Annotated in this window: 14 protein-coding genes; 13 read left to right on the top strand and 1 reads right to left on the bottom strand. The window is 71.1% G+C overall.

Annotated elements, in window-relative coordinates; translation table 11 throughout:
• The first annotated feature begins 88 nt into the window (after window positions 1–88).
• The 11 genes from KBX34_RS11235 to KBX34_RS11185 all read left to right on the top strand — a co-directional run bounded on the left by KBX34_RS11235 (window position 89) and on the right by KBX34_RS11185 (window position 12,545).
• Complete coding sequence (locus KBX34_RS11235; RefSeq protein ID WP_088949002.1) at window positions 89–1,336, top strand: ABC transporter substrate-binding protein; 1,248 nt, start codon at window positions 89–91, stop codon at window positions 1,334–1,336.
• The gene (locus KBX34_RS11230) at window positions 1,333–2,361 is read left to right on the top strand and encodes a branched-chain amino acid ABC transporter permease (protein ID WP_197699547.1); all 1,029 of its coding nucleotides are present in this window, start codon (window positions 1,333–1,335) and stop codon (window positions 2,359–2,361) included. Before KBX34_RS11235 ends, KBX34_RS11230 begins: the two co-directional genes overlap by 4 nt.
• Entirely contained in the window at window positions 2,358–3,407 is a 1,050-nt protein-coding gene (locus tag KBX34_RS11225) for a branched-chain amino acid ABC transporter permease (RefSeq protein WP_088949001.1), read from the top strand. Before KBX34_RS11230 ends, KBX34_RS11225 begins: the two co-directional genes overlap by 4 nt.
• The gene (locus tag KBX34_RS11220) at window positions 3,404–4,135 is read left to right on the top strand and encodes an ABC transporter ATP-binding protein (protein WP_088951866.1); all 732 of its coding nucleotides are present in this window, start codon (window positions 3,404–3,406) and stop codon (window positions 4,133–4,135) included. The genes KBX34_RS11225 and KBX34_RS11220 overlap by 4 nt, the downstream gene beginning before the upstream one ends.
• The gene (locus KBX34_RS11215) at window positions 4,122–4,823 is read left to right on the top strand and encodes an ABC transporter ATP-binding protein (RefSeq protein WP_088949000.1); all 702 of its coding nucleotides are present in this window, start codon (window positions 4,122–4,124) and stop codon (window positions 4,821–4,823) included. The genes KBX34_RS11220 and KBX34_RS11215 overlap by 14 nt, the downstream gene beginning before the upstream one ends.
• Before the next feature lies 1 nt (window position 4,824).
• Window positions 4,825–6,159 carry an MmgE/PrpD family protein gene (locus tag KBX34_RS34230; protein ID WP_210924862.1) on the top strand — a complete coding sequence of 445 codons (1,335 nt, stop codon included), beginning with the start codon at window positions 4,825–4,827 and terminating at the stop codon, window positions 6,157–6,159.
• A gap of 10 nt (window positions 6,160–6,169) precedes the next feature.
• Window positions 6,170–6,811: an aspartate/glutamate racemase family protein gene (locus KBX34_RS11205; RefSeq protein WP_210924860.1), complete on the top strand. Its 642-nt coding sequence runs from the start codon at window positions 6,170–6,172 to the stop codon at window positions 6,809–6,811.
• Complete coding sequence (locus tag KBX34_RS11200) at window positions 6,808–8,175, top strand: FAD-binding protein (protein WP_210924858.1); 1,368 nt, start codon at window positions 6,808–6,810, stop codon at window positions 8,173–8,175. The genes KBX34_RS11205 and KBX34_RS11200 overlap by 4 nt, the downstream gene beginning before the upstream one ends.
• On the top strand, window positions 8,172–9,641 hold the full coding sequence (locus KBX34_RS11195) for a dihydroorotase family protein (protein WP_141910087.1): 1,470 nt from the start codon (window positions 8,172–8,174) through the stop codon (window positions 9,639–9,641). The genes KBX34_RS11200 and KBX34_RS11195 overlap by 4 nt, the downstream gene beginning before the upstream one ends.
• An 11-nt stretch (window positions 9,642–9,652) precedes the next feature.
• Window positions 9,653–10,849 carry a CaiB/BaiF CoA-transferase family protein gene (locus tag KBX34_RS11190; protein WP_221629553.1) on the top strand — a complete coding sequence of 399 codons (1,197 nt, stop codon included), beginning with the start codon at window positions 9,653–9,655 and terminating at the stop codon, window positions 10,847–10,849.
• A gap of 118 nt (window positions 10,850–10,967) precedes the next feature.
• Window positions 10,968–12,545, top strand: a complete 1,578-nt coding sequence (locus KBX34_RS11185; RefSeq protein WP_210924856.1) for a tannase/feruloyl esterase family alpha/beta hydrolase — start codon at window positions 10,968–10,970, stop codon at window positions 12,543–12,545.
• A 40-nt stretch (window positions 12,546–12,585) separates the two neighbouring features.
• On the opposite strand, the gene KBX34_RS11180 is transcribed toward KBX34_RS11185, so the two are convergent.
• Window positions 12,586–14,568: a GTP-binding protein gene (locus tag KBX34_RS11180; RefSeq protein ID WP_210924854.1), complete on the bottom strand. Its 1,983-nt coding sequence runs from the start codon at window positions 14,566–14,568 to the stop codon at window positions 12,586–12,588.
• 279 nt (window positions 14,569–14,847) lie between these two features.
• On the opposite strand from KBX34_RS11180, the gene KBX34_RS11175 reads away from it, so the two are divergent.
• Both KBX34_RS11175 and KBX34_RS11170 read left to right on the top strand, forming a co-directional pair.
• Window positions 14,848–15,240 carry a nuclear transport factor 2 family protein gene (locus KBX34_RS11175; protein WP_210793778.1) on the top strand — a complete coding sequence of 131 codons (393 nt, stop codon included), beginning with the start codon at window positions 14,848–14,850 and terminating at the stop codon, window positions 15,238–15,240.
• A gap of 87 nt (window positions 15,241–15,327) precedes the next feature.
• On the top strand, window positions 15,328–16,512 hold the full coding sequence (locus KBX34_RS11170) for a peptidase M23 (protein ID WP_210924852.1): 1,185 nt from the start codon (window positions 15,328–15,330) through the stop codon (window positions 16,510–16,512).
• Window positions 16,513–16,620 lie beyond the last annotated feature (108 nt).

The following is a 16,620-nucleotide window of genomic DNA, read 5'->3' as shown; positions in this document are numbered from 1 at the left end:
AACCCTTGACCCAGGCGAAGGGGCAGTGCCAGCATCATGCCCCATGCGATGTTCCGTGCGGCGGAACACGGTCACCCCAGGAGCTGACATGAGGAAGACCTGGACCCTGAGCCTCGCCCTGACCCTGCCGCTGGCCCTCGCCGCGTGCGGCGGGTCCGGGCCCGCCGGCACGACCAACGGCGGCGGCGCCCAGTCCGGCAGCACCATAAAGATCGGTTCCCTGCACCCGCTGAGCGGAGCGGCCGCGGCTGACGGGCAGCAGATGGACAACGGAGCCAAGCTGGCCGTCGAGGCGATCAACAACGCCGGTGGCATCAAGTCGCAGGGCGGCAAGAAGCTGGAACTGGTGAGCGCTGACACCCAGGGCAAGCCGGAGGTCGGCCAGAGCGAGGCACAGCGCCTCATTCAGGACGGCGTGGTCGGCCTGGTCGGCACCTACCAGAGCGCGGTCACCGCGAACGTGTCCACGGTGGCCGAACGCAACAAGGTGCCGCTGGTGATCGACGTGTCCAGCGCGGACTCGATTCTCTCCCAGGGCTACAAGTACACGTTCCGGGTGCAGCCCAGCTCCACAGTGCTCGGCACCGCCGGCGCGCAGTTCCTCGACCAGGTGGCCAAGGCGGCCAACCAGCCGGTCAAGACGGTGGCGGTGCTGCACGAGCAGGGTCCGTTCGGGAGCGCCGTACGTGACGCCTTCAAGGCCGAGGCGGAGAAGGCCGGCATCAAGGTCGGCCCGGCGCTCGCCTACGACGCCGCCAACGTCTCCGACCTGACGACCCAGGTCACCCAGGTCAAGGCCAGTGGCGCCGACGTGCTGATGGTGGCCGGCTACTACCGCGACGGCGTGCTGGCGGCCAAGGCCGTCGCCACCGTCAAGCCGCCGGCCCTGAAGGCGGTCTACGGGGTCGCCAACGGTGCGTTCGACCTCCCGCAGTTCCCGAAGGAGGCGGGCGCCGCAGCCGAGGGCTTCTTCGACGCCAACTACCACGCCGACATGACCAACGCCGACACGCAGGCGCTGGCCAAGCTCTACCAGGAGCGTTACAACGACCAGATCCGCACCGGAGCGGTGCTCGCACACGACTCGGTCAAGGTGATCGCCGACGCTCTGGAGCGGGCCGGCAGCGCCGAACCGGCCAAGGTGCGCGACGCGATCGCCAGCGGTTCGGTGCCGACCCTGATCGCCGGCAACGGCCCGATCAAGTTCGGCCCGACCGGAGAGAACGAGAACGCCACGCCGATCCTCATGCAGGTCCAGGGTGGCGTGGTCAAGCAGGTGTTCCCGGCCGACAAGGCGGAGGAGAAGCCCCTCTACCCCGCCTTCAAGAGCCAGTGACCACGCCAGCCGACCAGGGCCACGCCGCCGGCAGCGGCGGCGTGGCAACCCTGGATCCCGACGAGGTTCGCCCGACTCCCGCCCGTACCGTGCCGTGGCTGCGGATCGCGGTGATCGCCGCGTTGGTCGTGCTCGCGGTCGTGCTCGCGTACGTCCGCTCCGGCAGCGGGGTCGTCGTCGTGCAGGCGATGGCCACCGGTGTCCTGATCGGCGGCGTCTACGGCCTGATCGCGATGGGCCTCACGCTGATCTTCGGTGTCCTCGACATCGTCAACTTCGCCCACGGCAGCTTCCTGGCACTGGCCTTGTTCCTGACGTTCGGGCTGACCCAGGCCGGGTTGCATCCCTATCTCGCGCTCGCCGTCAGCGTGCCAGCGATGTTCGTGCTCGGCCTGCTGGTGCAACGCGGCATCCTGGCCGGCGCGATGGGCAAGCCGCTGGAGAACCAGTTGCTGATCACGCTGGGCATTTCGCTGATCATCGAGAACGCGCTGCTGCTGTTCTTCGGCGGGAACCCGCGCTCGGTGGCCCTGCCCGGCGACCGCGGCGTACCGATCTTCGAAGCGGTGGCCAACCTGTCCCGGATCCTCGCCTTCGTCGGCGCACTCGTCCTGGCCGGACTGCTCTACCTGCTGCTGCAGCGCACCCGGCTGGGCACCGCGATCCGCGCGGTGGCCGCCAACGACACCGGCGCGCAGCTGGTCGGTATCGACACCCGGGTCATCTACGCGGTGACATTCGCGCTCGGCACCGCCTGCGCCGGCGCCGCTGGCACGCTCGTCGCCCCGCTGGTCACCATCGAGCCCACCACCGGTTCACTGTTCAACATCGTTGCCTTCGTTGTGGTGGTGCTGGGCGGCATGGGCAACGTCGTCGGCGCGCTGGTCGGCGGTCTGGTCATCGGGTTGGCCGAGCAGCTCGGCGGTATCTACCTGCCGGGACAGTCGCCCCTGCTGTCGGTGTTCATCGTCTTCGTCCTCGTGCTCTTCCTGCGCCCGCAGGGACTCTTCGGGAGGTCGGCATGACGACCACCACCGACACGCCGGCACCGGAGACAGCGGCCAGCAGGCCACTGCCTCGCCTGCCGTGGAACAAGCACCTGCTGGCCATCGCGGTACTCGCCGTGCTGCTGGTGCCGCTGCCGCTGATCCTTCCGTCGGCGCAGGCATCGGTCGCGGTGCGGGTGCTCATCTTCGCCCTGATGAGCATCGGCTGGAACATGATGAGTGGCTTCGGCGGCATGTTCAGCTTCGGGCACGCGGCCTACTTCGGAATCGGGGCGTACACCAGCGCCTGGCTCCTGGTCGAGCACCGCGTGTCGCCGTGGATCGGGATGCTCGCCGGCATGGTGATGGCCGCGGCGTTCGCCGCGCTGATCGGTTTCCTGGCGCTGCGGTACAAGCTGCGCGGCGCCTACTTCGCGCTGGCCACCTTCGCGTTCGCCGAGATGCTCCGGCTCTGGGCGACAAACAGCGACTTCGTCAACCGCGCGGTCGGCTACCACGTGCCGCTTCGTTCCGACAGTTCGTGGTGGTGGATCCAGTTCGAGCCGGCCTCGCCGAACTACTTCTGGATCGCGCTCGCGCTCACCGTCGCCGCACTGGTGATCAGCGTGCAGTTCGTCCGCTCGCGTGCCGGACAGTTCACCAAGGCCGCCCGCGACGACGAGGACGCGGCCTCAGCGGTCGGCATCCCGGTGATGCGCTACAAGCTGGTGACGATGGCGCTGTCCGCCGCGATCACCTCTGTCGCCGGTGCCTTCTACGTGCAGTACTTCCTGTTCATCGATCCGGACCTGGCGTTCGGGTCGAGCGTGTCGATCCAGGCGATCCTGCCGGCCGTGATCGGCGGGGTGGCGACCATCTGGGGGCCGGTGATCGGCGCCGTGGTGATGGGCCCGCTCAACGACGTGACGGCGACGGTGCTGCGCAACCCGCCGCCCGCGCTGGAGTTCCTTCAGGGGCGCAGCGGCCTGGACGTGATCGTCTACGGCACCCTGTTGATCATCATCGTGCTGCTCCTGCCGAAAGGCATATACGGAACGATCCGCCAAAGGTGGTCCCGGCGATGACACTGCTTCGGGTCGACGGAATCTCCAAGTCGTTCAAGGGCCTGCGGGCGGTCGACGAGGTGAGCTTCGAGGTCGCCGAGGGCAGCATCCTCGGCGTCATCGGGGCCAACGGCGCAGGCAAGACCACGGTGTTCAACCTGATCGCGGGTGCGTTGCGGCCGGACACCGGCCGGGTGTATCTGGGCGGCAGGGAGATCACCGGGCACGCGCCGCACAAGGTGACCGCGGCGGGCATGACCCGGACGTTCCAGCTGATGCGGCCGTTCTATTCGATGACCGTGCTGGAGAACGTCACGATCGCGGTGCTGGCCGGCGGCGCCGCCAAGCGTACGGCCCGGACCGCCGCCGCCGAGCTGATCGATCGGGTCGGCCTCGGCCGGTGGCGCGACTCGGCGACCGAGGGCCTGCCCACCGCGGCCCTCAAGCGGCTGGAACTGGCCCGGGCGTTGGCCAGCAAACCCCGCGTGCTGTTGCTCGACGAGGTGCTGGCCGGCCTGGTGCCCGCGGAGCGGGCACCGGTGATGGAGCTGCTGGAGCGGCTGCGCACCGAGGACGGCGTGACGCTCGTCTTCGTCGAACACATCATGGCTGCGGTCATGCGGCTGTCGGACTCGGTGCTCGTGCTCGATCTGGGCCGGGTGCTCACCTCGGGCCCACCACAGGAGGTGACCCGTGACCCGCGGGTCATCGAGGCCTACCTCGGGGAGGACCCGCATGCTCACGCTTGAGGGGGTCAGCGCCGGCTACCACGGCCTGCAGATCCTGCACGAGCTCGACCTGCGGGTCGAGGAGGGCGAGATCGTGGCGATCGTCGGCGCCAACGGTGCCGGCAAGACCACCACGCTCAAGACCATTTCCGGGCTGGTCAAACCGACCGCGGGCACGATCACTTTCAACGGCGCACGGGCCGATGGCGTACGCCCGAGCGAACTGGTCGCCCGTGGCCTGCTGCACGTGCCGGAGGGGCGGGCGCTGTTCGGGCCGCTCAGCGTCGAGGAGAACCTGCGGATGGGCGGCTGGACCCGTGGCCGCAAGCCGCTCGGTGAGCCGTTGCGCGAGGTCTTCGACCTGTTCCCGATCCTCGCCGAGCGGCGCGCCCAGGCCGCCGAGACGCTCAGTGGCGGGCAGCAGCAGATGCTCGCGATCGGCAGGGCGTTGATGGCCGGTCCACGGCTGTTGCTGCTCGACGAGCCGTCCACCGGCCTGTCGCCGAAGCTGACCTGGACCGTGCTCGACGCGATCAAGGCGATCCGCGACCGGGGTGTCTCGGTGCTGCTGGTCGAGCAGAACGCCGCGCACGCGCTCAACCTGGCCGACCGGGCGTACGTGCTGGAGAGCGGCAGCCTGGTCCTCGAAGGCCCGGGGCCGGAGCTCGCCCGCGACGACCGGGTCCGAGCCGCCTACCTGGGGCTCTGACGTGCAATCCACAGTGGAGGCGGTGGCCCGGCTCGGCACCTGGGCCGCCGCGCTCCGCTGGTCGGACGTCCCGGACACCGTCCGCGACCGGCTCGGGCTCGTGCTGCTCGACTCGCTCGGGGTGACAGTGGTCGGCGCCCGGCAGGCCGAGCAGCGGGCCCTGGTCGCCGCATGGCGTCCCGGGTCCGGGCCCGCGCCGCTGGTCGGGGCAGGCGCGACCACCACCGTCGAGGCGGCAGCCTGGCTGAACGCGACCGCGATGGCGCGGCTTGAGCTCGACGAGGGTCACAAGTACGCGAAGGGTCATCCGGCGGCGCACGGGCTGCCCGCGGTGCTGGCGCTCGCCGCCGACCTCGGCGCGTCCGGTCCGGAGACGATGTCGGCGCTGCTGGCGGCCTATGAGGTGGCGGCGCGTTTCGGCCGGGCCACCACCCTTCGCGCCGACGCGCATCCGCACGGCAGCTGGGGCGTCGCGGGTGCGGCGGCCGGCTGCGCGCGGTTGCTCGGCCTGCCCGGTGAGGGCGTCGCCGCAGCGATCGACGCGGGAGCCGGCCTGCCGGTGGCCGGGCACTTCGCCAGCGCCCTGGACGGCAACCCGGTCCGCGACGCCTGGCTGGGAGCCTCCAACGTGTCCGGGTTGGCGGCGGCACGGATGGCCGCGGCCGGCGTCGCCCGCAACACCGGTACCCCCTCGTTGTCGCTCGGCGACGTGCTCGGCCGGTTCGACCCCGCGCCGCTCACCGACGGGCTCGGCACGCGGTGGGACGTGCAGCTCGGCTATTTCAAGCGGCACGCGTCCTGCTCGTTCACCCACCCGGCGGCCGACGCGGCCCTGCTGATGCGAGCCGACGGGCTGACGCTCGACTCCATCGAGGAGGTCCTGGTCGAGACCCACTCGCTGGCTGGCGGGCTCGGCCGGACGAGTTGGGACAGCCGGTTGGCCGCGCTGTTCTCGACGCCGTTCGTGGTGTCCGCCGCGTTGGTGCACGGCACCGTCGACCCCGCCGTTTCCGCCGACGACCAGCGTGACGACCCGCGGGTACGCGCGCTGGCCGCCAAGGTGGTGCTGCGGGTGGCTCCGGACCTCGACGCCCGACTGCCCGACGAACGTGCGGCCCGCGTCACCGTCCGCACCCTCGGCGGAGCACCCAGGGTGATTGAGGTGCCCAACCCGGTCGGCGACGCGGCCTACCACCCGATGACCGAGGGTGACGTGCTCGCGCTGCTCGGACGCCTGCTCGACCCCGACACCGTCCGAGCCGTGCACGAAATCGCCGCTGGCCTGGCTGCCACCACCGACGTCGGGCCCGACCTGCGCCGGCTCGCCGAGATCTAGGAGAGAGACCGTGCGGATCTACGCCGTGACCCCGATCCATGTCGACGCCGAGGAACTGGCCCGCCGGCAGGCGCGCTACGCGGCGCTGTCGCCGCCGGGCGTCGACGTCGTGCTGCACGACATCGGAGCGGACGCACCGCGCGCCCTGGACACCGACGAGCAGGTGCGGGAGAGCGAGGTGCTGGTCACCGCGGCGCTGCGCGGCGCGCCGGCCGGCTTCGACGCGCTGCTGCCGGACTGCGTCCTCGACCCCGGTGTCGCGGACCTCGCCGGCACCCTGCCGGTGCCGGTATTCGGGCTGCTCCGTCTCAGCCTCGGCTGGGCCGTGCTGAGCGGGCGCAGGTGCGCGGCGGTGGCCCGCAACAAGGCGATCGCCGACGAGATCACCGCCCGGGCCGGGGCGTACGGGTGGTCGGCCGACCTGCTCGGCGTCGAGGTGCTCGACCTCGACGTGCACGCGATCGCCGACACCTCCCGCTGGGCCAGCACGCTTGGCGGTGCCGTCGGCACGCTCGCCGCGGGCGGTGCGCGTTCGGTGATCAACGGCTGCTCGGCCGTCGACCTGCCGACCGGCGTCAGCCTGCCAGCTCGGGTGGTCGACCCGACCGCCCTGGCGCTGCGGCTGATCGGTGCTGGGGAGGTGGGCGCGTGACCGGGCCGGACCTCGTGGTCGCCGGCGCCGGGGGAGGGCTCGTCGCCGCCCTGCGCGCCGCCCAGCTCGGCCTCGACGTGCTGGTGGTCGAGGCCAGCGAGCACTTCCGCCGGGGCAACAACACCTCGATGTCGACCGCGATGATCCCGGGCGCCGGCTCGCGGTGGCAGCGGGCCGCCGGCATCGACGACTCGGCCGAGCTGTTCGCGGCGGACGTCGCGCGCAAGACCAAGGGACAGGGCGACCAGAGGCTCGCCCGTGCGCTCGGCGCGGTGAGCGCCGAGCTGGTCGAGTGGCTGGCTGACAGCGTCGGGCTGGAGCTGTCGCTGGTGACCGACTTCCACTACCCGGGCCACTCGGTCGACCGCTGCCACACGGTCGAGGGCCGGCACGGCACCGTGCTGCTCGACCATCTCGTCCAGCGGCTGGGCAGGGCCGGTATCGACATGCTGGTCCCGGCCCGACTGGTCGACGTGGTCGTCGACTCCGGCGTGGTTCGAGCCGCCGTGGTCGAGCGACCGGACGGCACACGTGAGGAGATCCCGACCGGGGCGGTGCTGCTGGCCACCAACGGCTACGGCGCCGACCGGGCCATGGTCGGCGAGCACCTGCCGGAGATCGCGACGGCGGTCTACCACGGCAGTGAGATGTCCCGCGGCGATGCGCTGCGGATCGGCACCGAGCTCGGCGCGCAGAGCGCCTTCCTCGACGCGTACCAGGGGCATGCCGCTCTTTCGGCCCGCTCCGCGACGCTGGTCGGCTGGGCGACAGTGATGCACGGCGGTGTCCTGCTGGACACCACCGGACGGCGGTTCGGTGACGAGACGACCGGCTATTCCGAGTACGCCGCCGCGCTCGCGGCCCGCCCGGACGCGTTCGGTTGGCTGGTGCTGGACCGCCGGATCCACGACGCCTGCCTCGCGTTCACCGACTTTCGGCAGAGCGTGGAGTCGGGCGCACTGCTGGACGCGGCCGACGAGGCCGCGCTGTCCTCGGTCACCGGGCTGCCGGCCGAGGCCGTGGTCGCGGAACTCGCCGAGACGGCGGCGGTGGCTCGCGGCGAGCGGGCCGACCGCTTCGGCCGAACCTTCTTCGAAGCACCACTGGAGCCGCCGTACCTCACCGCCCGGGTGGTGCCGGCGCTCTTTCACACCCAGGGCGGCCTGCTGGTCGACGAGCATGCCCGGGTGCTGCGCCCGGGTGGCGCGCCGATCCCCGGCCTCTACGCCTCGGGCGGTGCCGCGGCCGGCATCTCCGGCCATGGCGCCGCCGGTTACCTGGCCGGCAACGGCCTCCTGCCCGCCCTCGGCCTCGCCTACCTCGCGGCGAACCACGTCGCTCGAACCACGGGAGGAAACGCATGAAACTGCTGGAAACCCTGATCAAGAACGTGACCGTGGTCCGGCCCGACGCCGGCTCGCCCGACGGCGACCGGCTGGACATCGGCATTGCCGGCGGCAAGGTGGTGCGGATGGAGGCCGACATCCCGGCCGACGAGGCGCAGACCGTCGTGGACGGGCGCGGCCGGCTCGCGTACCCGGGCGCGGTCGACGCGCACCAGCACTGGGGCATCTACAACTCGCTGGCCGAGGACACCGCCACCGAGAGCCGCGCCAGCGCCCAGGGCGGTGTGACGACCGGACTGACCTACATGCGTACGGGGCAGTACTACCTCAACCGGGGTGGCTCCTACGCGGAGTTCTTCCCGCACGTGCTGGCCGCCTCCGAAGGACGCTCGTTCATCGACTACGGATTCCACCTCGCGCCGATGATGAGGGAGCACATCGACGAGATCCCCTCGATCATCGAGAACTTCGGCGTCACCTCCTTCAAGATCTTCATGTTCTACGGCAGCCACGGGCTGCACGGGCGGTCCAGCGACCAGAGTTCGTTCCTGATGATCCCGCCGAACGAGCGCTACGACCTCGCTCACTTCGAGTTCGTGATGCGCGGCGTGCAGGCGGCCCGGGAGAAGCTGACCGACGCGGCACCGCACGTGTCGCTGTCGCTGCACTGCGAGACAGCCGAGATCATGACGGCCTACACGAAGCTGGTCGAGCAGGACCCGTCGTTGCAGGGCCTCGCCGCCTACAGCGCGTCACGACCGCCGCACTCGGAAGGGCTCGCGGTGACGATCGCGGCGTTCCTGGCCGACGAGACCGGGCTGCCCAACATCAACCTGCTGCACCTCTCCTCGCGCAAGGCCCTGCGGGCGGCGATGTTGATGGCCAGGACGTTTCCGCATGTCGACTTCCGCCGCGAGGTCACCCTCGGGCACCTGCTGGCCAGTGTGGACAGCGCACACGGCCTGGGTGGCAAGGTGAACCCCCCGCTGCGCCCGCAGGAGGACGTGGAGGCGCTCTGGGAGTACGTGCTCGACGGCAGCGTCGACTGGGTGGTCAGTGACCACGCGTGCTGCAAGGACGAGACGAAGTTCGGTGACCCGCGCGAGGACATCTTCGCCGCGAAGTCGGGCTTCGGCGGGGCGGAATACCTGCTGCCCGGCCTGGTCTCGGAGGGGCGCAAGCGCGGCCTGTCGCACCAGCGGATCGCGCAGTTGGCCGCCTGGAATCCGGCCCGCCGCTACGGACTGCCGGGCAAGGGCACCATCGGGGTGGGCTTCGACGCCGACCTGTGCCTCGTGGAGAACACCACCTGGACCGTGCACGCCGCGGACTCCGAGTCGACCCAGGAGTACACGCCGTTCGAGGGCTTCGAACTCGGTGCCCGTGTCACCGACACCTGGGTCCGGGGGCAGCGCGTGCTGGACGCCGGCAACATCGTCGGCACCCCCGGCGGCCGCTACGTGCACCGTCCGTACCAGGGGTGAGCATGTCCAGTGTGAACGACGGACCGCTGGCCGGCCTGCGGGTGCTCGACCTGTCGACCATCCTGGCCGGCCCGCTGGTGGCGCAGATGCTCGGCGATTTCGGCGCCGAGGTCATCAAGATCGAGCACCCTGGCCGCGGGGACGGCATGCGCGGGCATGGGTTGGCCAAGGACGACCAGCCGCTGTGGTGGAAGATGGTCGCCCGCAACAAACGGACGGTCGGGCTCTATCTCGGTGACCCGGCCGGGGCGGAGATCTTCCGCAAGCTCGCCGCCACCGCCGACGTCGTGATCGAGAACTTCCGGCCCGGCACGCTGGAGCGCTGGGGCCTCGGCTACGACGTGCTCTCCGCGGACAATCCGCGGCTGATCCTGCTGCGGGTCACCGGCTTCGGTCAGTCCGGCCCGTACGCGGCGCGGCCGGCCTTCGGCACGCTCGTCGAGTCGATGAGCGGCTTCGCTCACCTGACCGGCGACCCGAACGGCCCTCCGACGTTGCCGGCGTTCGGTCTGGCCGACTCGATCGCCGGGATGGCGGGTGCGGCGGCGGTCTCAATGGCGCTGTTCCAGCGGGAGAAGGACGGCCAGGGTCAGGAGATCGACCTCGACCTGCTCAGCCCCATCATGACGGCTGTCGGGCCCGGCGTGATCTACGCCGACCAGCTCGGCATCGATCAGCAGCGCACCGGCAACCGGTCACTCAACAATGCGCCGCGCAACACCTACCGGACGGCTGACGGGCAGTGGGTGGCCATTTCCACGAGCGCCGACAGTATCGCTCGGCGGGTGCTGACGCTGGTCGGCCACCCGGAGGTGATCGACGAGCCGTGGTTCGCCACCGGTCGCCAGCGGGCGCAGCACGCCGACCTGCTCGACGGCTACGTGGGGGAGTGGATCGGGGCGCGGACCCGCGACGAGGTGCTGCGCGCGTTCGAGGAGGCGGGGGCGGCGGTGGCGCCGGTCTACAAGCCGAGCGAGTTGCTCGACGACCCGCAGGTGCGAGCACTGGATCTGGTGACCACCGTGGACGATCCGGATCTGGGGCCGGTCCGGATGCAGAACGTGCTGTGGCGGATGAGTCGAACACCGGGCCGGATCCGGTTCACCGGCCGCGCGCTGGGTGCCGACACGGACGCGGTGCTCGGCGACGAGCTGGGCCTGTCGGCGGAGGAGATGGCGGCCCTGCGGGAGCGCGACGTGCTCGGGTAGGTTCCGCCCAGCGGAACGACAGGCGTGGATGTTGACAGGTCATTCGCCCAGCTCTAGCGTCACTCCCAGGCCGTGACGATATTGCCGCGTTCCGCCTAGCGAAACATCGGAGGCCAATGTGCTCCACAGGTTACGTCTCCTCTCCGCCGTGGTCGTCGCCGCCGGTCTCACCGTCGCCGCGGCGCCCGGCATCGCACACGCCAAGCCGCGACTCGACTGCTCCACGACCGCCGCCGCCGGGAAGCTCAGCCGCGCCGTCGGCTACCCGACGACGGTCAGCTCCGCCACGACCGGCGCCACGGCGGCGGCCACGGCCTACTGCGACGTCCGGGCCGCAATCACGGTCGGTGCCGACGACGGCAGCACCTCGGTGATCCAGCTGCGTCTGCAGGTGCCTACCGACTGGAACCGCCGCTACGTCCAGCTGGGCGGCGGCGGCTTCTGCGGCAGCATCCCGACGGCCGGCACCTCCGGCAACGGCAACGTCGACCTCGGCTACGCGGTCGCCTCCGACGACACCGGCCACGTCGGCAGCGGCTCGGACGCCTCGTTCGGACTCAACAACAAGGCCGCGCAGAACACCTGGGGCTACCTCTCCGAGCACCTGACCGCGCTCGCGGCCAAGACGCTCCTCAAGGGAATGACCCGCCATGCCCCCGCGTACTCCTATTTCGTGGGTTGTTCGACCGGTGGTCGGCAGGCGCTGATCGAGGCGCAGCGCTGGCCCGGTGACTTCGACGGCATCGTCGCCGGCGCACCGGCCAACCGGCAGAACTACCTCGCCCCGCTCTCGCAGGGCGTGCGCGAGCAGCAGAACCGGGACGCCGACCGCAACCAGATCGTCGACGCCGCCGCCGCGGCGGTCGTCAACCAGGGCGTGCAGGCCGCCTGCGACGGTGTCGTGAAGGACGGTGTCGTGGACGACCCACGCGCCTGCCGGTTCGACCCGGCGACGCAGCTCTGCCCGCAGGGGGCAGCCGCAGCAGGTTGCCTCAGCGCCGCGCAGGTCGCGGTGGTGAAGAAGTGGTACGACAGCCCGCGCGACAACCGTGGTCGCGCGCTGTATCCGGGCGGGCTGCCGTTGGGTTCCGAGGGCGGCTGGGTCGGTTCCGACATCAGCACGTCGCCGACCGGTCTGAGCGGTGGCGGTGCGTTCGCCGAACAGGTCCTGCGCTACCTGGCCTTCCCGACCGACCCGGGGGCAAGCTACTCGCTCTGGGACTTCGACCCGAGCCGGGACGCGGCAGAGCTCGACAGGATGGCGAAGGTCTACAACGCCGACACCACCGATCTCGACGCCTTCCGCAGGGCGGGCGGCAAGCTGATGCTCTACCACGGTCTGGCTGACCCGCTGATCACCCCGTTCGGCACGATCCAGTACTACGAGGACGTGGTGAAGCGGTATGGCTCGCTGGGCCGCGCACAGCAGTTCGCCCGGTTGTTCCTGCTGCCCGGCGTCTACCACTGCTCCGGCGGTCCCGGCGCCGACCGGGTCGACTGGCTCGGCGCGATCCGCGCCTGGACTGAGCGGGGTCAGGCGCCGACGTCGGTGCTGGCCAGCAAGGTGAGCGGTGGCGTGACCACGACGGAACGTCCGGTGTACGCGTACCCGCTGCGGGCAGGCTACGACGGCAGCGGTGACCCGAACGCGGCGGTCAACTGGAAGCCGGTGCTCGGCCCACGCGGCTGGCGCTGATCGCATTCTGAAAGGGTCCGCGCATCTCGCGCGGGCCCTTTCAGTTTCGGTTCCTCGGCTGGGCGAGGAACCGCAGGTACTCCACCCGGTCGAACGGGTTGCCGTCGGTGCGGGGTCGGTGCGGCGGGTCACCGGACACCAGGCGGTCGCCGCCGGGCACCGACGACCACAGCCCTTCCCCGCTGGACAGGTCAGGCAGCCGCCGCTGCGCCTCCGGTTCGAGCCGCGCCGGCAGCACCCCGCCGATCCGCCAGCCGGCGGCAATCTCGTCGGTGCCGTCGATGCGGGCGCCGAGCCGGCCCAGGTACGACGTGACAGCGCCGAGCCGGTCGGCCGGTACCTCCGCCTCGAACCGCCGGCACGGCTCGTAGACCCGGGTGCCGGCCTCGGCGAGCGCCTGCATGAGGACGTACGGCGCCAGGTCCCGGAAGTGCCCGGCAGTGGTGATCGGCGACCAGTAGCCGCTGTGCGTGAGGGTTACCCGGATGTCGGTGACCGGCCAGCCGTGACAACCCTGGTCGAGGGCGGCCCGGGTGGCCTCCTCGATGGCCTTGTGGAACGACAGCGGCAGCGAGCCGAGCTCGACCTCCAGCCGGTAGTCCACCGCGGAGCCGGGCTCGACCCGGAACCCGACGGTGCCGAAGAAACCGTGCCCGATGATCTCCACCGCCGAGCCGGTGCCGGTTGGCCGCTCGACGTGCATGAGGCGGCCCGTCCCGAAATCGGCCTCGATCCCGTACGCCTCGGCCAGCGTGGCGGCCAGCACCTCGCGCTGCACCTCGCCGTAGAGCAGCACGCTCGTGCCGCCATCCGGGGCCACCCGGGTCCGGATGAACGGGTCGGTGTCCGCGATGTCCAGCAACGCGGCGTGCAGCGCCAGCGTCCGGGCCGGGTCACGGGGCCGCACCACCGCCTCCATGGTCGGTGCCGGAAAGTACGACCGCCCGTCGAGGCCGGCCGAGCTGCCGAGCTGGTCGCCGAGGCGTACCCCGGTCAGGCCGGTGACCCGGGCGATGTACCCGGCGGTCAGCGCGGCCGGCAGGTCGTCCCGGCCGGTCGGCTCGGCCTGGTCGGTGGGCGCGCCGATCACGTCGAGCCGGGTGATCCGGGCGCGGGTCGCGGTGATCTGGCCGTCCGGCTCCCGGCGGTACGCGATGACCCGCTGGCGGGCCCGAAGCTCCCCGGCGTACGACCGCAGGTACGCCACCCGCTCGCCGGCGGGGTCGCGTTCGATGGCGAAGACCCGGGCCCGCGGCTCGGGCTCCGCCGGTGGCGACGCCGGAAGCAGGGCCGCGATGGCGTCCAGCAGTTCCGGTACGCCGGCTCCGGACAGCGCCGAGCCGAACAGCAGGGGGTGGACCTGCCCGGCCGCTACCTGGACCCGAAGCGACTTGTCGATCCGATCGGGGTCGGGTGGCAGGTCGTCCACGAGGGTGGCCAGCAGATCGTCGTCGTGCTCGGCGAGGGCCTCGGCGAGCCGGTGGGCGGCGCTGCGGTCGTACCGCGGATCGTCGAGCCGGAAGGCGGCCTCGGGGGTGCCGGGCCCGCGGACCGTGCCCAGCGGGGCGACGGCCGGGGTGAGCAGCCGTCGTACGTCCGCGACCAGCTCGTCGGTGCGGGCACCCCTCCGGTCGATCTTGTTGACGAAGATCAGCGTGGGTAGCCGGAGTGACCGGAGGATTCGCATGATCCGCCGGCTGTGCGGTTGCACCCCCTCGACGGCCGACAGCACCAGGATCGCCGCGTCGAGCACCCCCAGCGCGCGTTCGACCTCGGCCACGAAGTCGCTGTGCCCGGGGGTGTCGAGCAGGTTGACCTGGCGGTCGGGTAATCCGAACGCGGCGACGGCACTGCGGATGGTGATGCCCCTGCGGCGCTCGATCTCGCCGGTGTCGGTCTGCGTGGTGCCCGCGTCGACACTGCCGAGCCGGTCGGTGACACCGGTGGCGTGCAGCAGGCGTTCGGTCAGACTGGTCTTACCGGCGTCGACGTGGGCGACGATGCCAAGGTTGATGGTCTGCATGGGCTGACGGGTCCTCGAAAGCTCGCGTCCGGATGGGCGGGAAGGTTTCGAGTCCTCGCATCGCCGTGCTCCCGTCGGTCGGTTCGATCCGTCATGGCACCGGGCCCCGTGGTGGCAACCTCCGGTCAGGCTGGCACAGCCGGTTCAGGTCGTCCACCAAATATGACCGGATTGGTCGAGGCAGCCTGCTGGCTCCACGGATCGTGGCCGCTCCAACGGGTGCCGGCTCGACGAGAACTGGGGTGACCGGCGGCCGGGAAAACCCCGTACGCTGGCGTGGTGATCGACTTTCGCGCGGCGGTTGAGGCACGCGATCCCGATGCCATCACGGCGGCCCTGGCCGACGATGTGGTTTTTCGCAGCCCGGTGGCGTTCAAGCCGTATCCGGGCAAGGCAATCACCGCGGCGATCCTGCGGGGCGTGCTGCGGGTGTTCGAGGATTTCCGGTACGTCCGTGAGCTGAGCGGTGACGACGATCGCGATCACGCGCTGGTGTTCGAGGCGCGGATCGGCGACGTCGCCGTCGAAGGTTGCGACTTCCTGCACCTGGACGAAAACGGCCTGATCGACGAGTTCACCGTGATGGTTCGCCCGCTGTCCGCCGCGCAGGCCCTGGCAGCCGCGATGGCCGCCCAGTTCGCGCAGATCCAGCGTGAGGCCACCGCCGGCTAGCGCGCCCTCCCACTCATAGACAAAGATCGATCTGCGGTATAGCGTCCTGCGGTATACATCAGCCTCTCAACCCCCTCTGGAGAGGACATGATCATTACTCAACGCTGGCTCGGTACCGCCACGGCGATGCTGCTCGTTGCCACCATGATCAGCACCGTGCCGAGCGGCGCCCACGCCGCGCCGGCCAATGACGTCACGATCGCCGTGCAGCACAGGCTGCTCGAGGAGGCCGCGGTCGCGGCGGGCCAGGGAGCCCGCGCCGCCGGTCCGGCGGACACCCGGGTGACAGTCACCCGCCGGGACGGCCGGGCCTGGGCATTCGGCACCGCGGTGCTCGTCGCTCCGCAGGAGGAGGGGCTCTACCCGTCCGGCTGGATCTTCGTCGCCCGCCACCAGCGCGGCGACTGGCAGGTCGCCTTCGAGGGGGAGGCCACCTTCGCCGAACTGACCGCGGCCGCGCCCGCCTCCGTCGTCCCCCGACAGGAAATGGCCGCTCTCACGGCCCCCGGCACCCTGGCCGCCAACGGAGACTTCCGCACCGGCATGCGCCTGCCGTTCACCGTCGGCCAGTCCTGGACCCTGCGAGGTGGCCCGCACGGCTGGTCGGGCTCCCCGCGACCGTTCAGCTCGATCGATCTCCAAGGCGGTGACCAGCGGGTGCTGGCCGTGCGCGCCGGCACCGCGTACACGATGTGCAAGGGCTGGATCCGGGTGATCCACGACCGGGGGTACGCCACGGACTACTACCACCTCTGGAACAACATCAACGTCGACGGCGCGTCCGTCTCGGCGGGCACCTACCTCGGCGACACCGGCACCGACATCACCTGCGGCGGCTCTGCCAGCAGCCGGCACGTGCACCTGGGGCTCCGGCAGAACAGCGCGTACGTGGCGATCGCGACCCACAACCTGGGCAAGTGGGTGCCGCGGGAGGGCAGCACGGCCTACGAGGGCTCCGCGCTGCACGGCTCGAAACGCGTCTACGTCGGCGGGGCGCTCTACAACTACGGCGCACTCGGCTTCACCCAGGGAATCGTCGACAGCAACGGCGGCACGTCGATCAGCCGGCGGTCCGGGCCGGGCACCGGGTACGGCGTCGTCGGCTCGCTCGCGGACGGTGCCACAGCGAGCATCGCCTGCTCGTCGAACGGCACCAGTCTGACCGGCCGCTGGGGCGCCAGCACCCTGTGGAACAAGCTGACCGACGGCACCTGGGTCCCCGACGCGTACCTGTACACCGGATCGGCCAGCCAGGTCAACGGCTCGTGCTGAGGCGCCGACCCTCGCCACGTCGGTCGCAGCTCCGGAAGGGCGTCGTCGCCGTCCCGGTCGGATGACCGCAACAAGCCTCCCGTTATGATCGCGGGCCGCACATCGGCC

It is taken from the genome of Micromonospora sp. M61 (genome assembly GCF_018070245.1).
GTDB lineage: Bacteria > Actinomycetota > Actinomycetes > Mycobacteriales > Micromonosporaceae > Micromonospora > Micromonospora zamorensis.
Note: the sequence above shows the minus strand (reverse complement) of the source record. Positions and strands in the feature narration are given on the sequence as shown.

What these genes read in the sequence shown, in the direction of transcription:
- KBX34_RS11235 (WP_088949002.1), top strand. Translation starts at nt 89, where the DNA reads ATGAGGAAGACCTGGACCCTGAGCCTCGCCCTGACCCTGCCGCTGGCC.
- KBX34_RS11225 (WP_088949001.1), top strand. Translation starts at nt 2,358, where the DNA reads ATGACGACCACCACCGACACGCCGGCACCGGAGACAGCGGCCAGCAGG.
- KBX34_RS11220 (WP_088951866.1), top strand. Translation starts at nt 3,404, where the DNA reads ATGACACTGCTTCGGGTCGACGGAATCTCCAAGTCGTTCAAGGGCCTG.
- KBX34_RS11215 (WP_088949000.1), top strand. Translation starts at nt 4,122, where the DNA reads ATGCTCACGCTTGAGGGGGTCAGCGCCGGCTACCACGGCCTGCAGATC.
- KBX34_RS11195 (WP_141910087.1), top strand. Translation starts at nt 8,172, where the DNA reads ATGAAACTGCTGGAAACCCTGATCAAGAACGTGACCGTGGTCCGGCCC.
- KBX34_RS11180 (WP_210924854.1), bottom strand. Translation starts at nt 14,568, where the DNA reads ATGCAGACCATCAACCTTGGCATCGTCGCCCACGTCGACGCCGGTAAG.
- KBX34_RS11170 (WP_210924852.1), top strand. Translation starts at nt 15,328, where the DNA reads ATGATCATTACTCAACGCTGGCTCGGTACCGCCACGGCGATGCTGCTC.